The sequence below is a fragment of the Ruegeria sp. YTSA105 genome (assembly GCF_059610225.1).
Window position 1 is genome coordinate 1 of record NZ_JBXWNE010000029.1, and the last position, 2,500, is coordinate 2,500.

Annotated in this window: 1 tRNA gene and 2 rRNA genes (1 of these 3 cut by a window edge); all 3 read right to left on the minus strand. The window is 53.9% G+C overall.

Annotated features, from left to right (window positions below):
• Nucleotides 1-216: 216 nt before the first annotated feature.
• Nucleotides 217-293 (minus strand) — tRNA-Met (locus AC2FH2_RS19680).
• An 87-nt stretch (nt 294-380) separates the two neighbouring features.
• Nucleotides 381-495, minus strand: a 5S ribosomal RNA gene (gene rrf / locus AC2FH2_RS19685).
• 182 nt (nt 496-677) lie between these two features.
• Nucleotides 678-2,500: ribosomal RNA gene (locus AC2FH2_RS19690) — 23S ribosomal RNA — on the minus strand; it runs 1,005 nt beyond the window's last position.

Below are 2,500 nucleotides of genomic sequence, written 5' to 3' on the forward strand. Positions count from 1 at the left end.
GTTTGCTTCCACGGTGCTTTCAGTTGTGATGGCGCAACGCAAAAGCCCGCTCTGGCACGGTGTGTAATATATTGATATTGTGTAGTGATTTAGGTTGCGGGAGTAGGGTTTGAACCTTTGGCCTTCAGGTTATGAGCCTGACGAGGTGAAGACGTTAAGCAATTGATCCAGTGGATCAATTTTAGTCTGAACGGGCTGTGTTGATATTATTCGACCTGGTTGCGGGAGTAGGATTTGAACCTACGACCTTCAGGTTATGAGCCTGACGAGCTACCGGGCTGCTCCATCCCGCGACACTAGGTTGGCCTATCGCTTTCGCTACTTGAGGCCGGGGTCGAATAAGTATTGTTATCATTTAGAGAGAATTGGGATTTTTCTAGGTTTGGCGGTGACCTACTCTCCCGGGGCTTAAGCCCAAGTACCATTGGCGCGGCAGTGCTTAACTTCCGGGTTCGGGATGGGACCGGGTGTTTCACTTGCGCTATGACCACCAAACCGAGGAAAATCCCACGTTGCGACTTGCGTAGCAAGCGCGACGGGTGGCAGGCAGCGTCTTTTGCGTGCAAAAGGCGCGTTGCCACTCGGTAGTGTAATCAATCAACAGTGCCGCTTGGCGCGACACAGCCATCGTTAGTCTAAGGTGTGTATGTTTTTGATTTGTCTTTCCATTACTGGATCAAATCAAGCCTATCGGGCGATTAGTACCGGTCAACTGAACGCATTACTGCGCTTACATCTCCGGCCTATTGACGTGGTGGTCTTCCACGGCCCTCAGGGAGACCTTGTTTTGAGGGGGGCTTCCCGCTTAGATGCCTTCAGCGGTTATCCTGTCCGATCATAGCTACCCTGCACTGCTGCTGGCGCAACAACAGGTCCACCAGTGGATCGTTCACCCCGGTCCTCTCGTACTAGGGGCAACTCCTCTCAAGTCTCCTACACCCACGGCAGATAGGGACCGAACTGTCTCACGACGTTCTAAACCCAGCTCACGTACCTCTTTAAACGGCGAACAGCCGTACCCTTGGGACCTGCTCCAGCCCCAGGATGAGATGAGCCGACATCGAGGTGCCAAACACTGCCGTCGATATGGACTCTTGGGCAGTATCAGCCTGTTATCCCCGGCGTACCTTTTATCCGTTGAGCGATGGCCCTTCCACTCGGGACCACCGGATCACTATGGCCGTCTTTCGACTCTGCTCGACTTGTCAGTCTCGCAGTCAGGCTGGCTTCTGCCATTGCACTCAACGAGCGATTTCCGACCGCTCTGAGCCAACCTTCGCGCGCCTCCGTTACGCTTTAGGAGGCGACCGCCCCAGTCAAACTACCCGCCACGCAGGGTCCCGGATCCGGATAACGGACCGCGGTTAGACATCAAGAGTGCGAAGGGTGGTATCTCAAGGGAGGCTCCACAGGGACTAGCGTTCCTGCTTCAAAGCCTACCACCTATCCTGCACATCACAATCCTGATGCCAGTGCGAAGCTGTAGTAAAGGTGCACGGGGTCTTTCCGTCTAACCGCGGGAAGCCTGCATCTTGACAGGCAATTCAATTTCGCTGAGTCGATGTTGGAGACAGCGGGGAAGTCGTTACGCCATTCGTGCAGGTCGGAACTTACCCGACAAGGAATTTCGCTACCTTAGGACCGTTATAGTTACGGCCGCCGTTTACCTGGGCTTCAATTCAAGGCTCTCACCTCTCCTTTTAACCTTCAGGCACCGGGCAGGCGTCAGACCCTATACGTCGTCTTGCGACTTCGCAGAGCCCTGTGTTTTTAATAAACAGTCGCCACCCCCTGGTTTGTGCCCCCAGCCCCTAGTTGCCTAGGAACCGGGCCTCCTTCTCGCGAACTTACGGAGGTATTTTGCCGAGTTCCTTCAACATCGTTCTCTCAAGCGCCTTGGTATTCTCTACCAGTCCACCTGTGTCGGTTTAGGGTACGGTCTTATAGGAGGGCTATTTCCAGGAACCTCTCAGCAGCCCATTCAATCCGATAAGGATGAACTACCTCTGAGATCCGTCACCACTCCACGGCCTAGGAATATTAACCTAGTTCCCATCGCCTACGCCTTTCGGCCTCGGCTTAGGGGCCGGCTTACCCTGCTCAGATTAGCTTTAAGCAGGAACCCTTGGACTTTCGGCGAGAGTGTCTCTCACACTCTTTGTCGCTACTCATGTCATCATTCTCACTAGTGATCTCTCCACCGGATCGCTCACGCGCCGGCTTCTTCGAAAGCCTCTCTCCTCCAATACGCCCGAAGACGTGAAGGAGGAATGAGACTATGTCACACTACGCTCTGCTACCATGCCTTACGGCATCCTAAGCTTCGGCTCATGGCTTGAGCCCCGTTACATCTTCGCCGCAGGACAACTTATTTAGACCAGTGAGCTGTTACGCTATCTTTAAAGGATGGCTGCTTCTAAGCCAACCTCCTGGTTGTTTTGGTCGTCCCACCTGCTTTCCCACTTAGCCATGAATTGGGGGCCTTAGCTGTAGGTCAGGG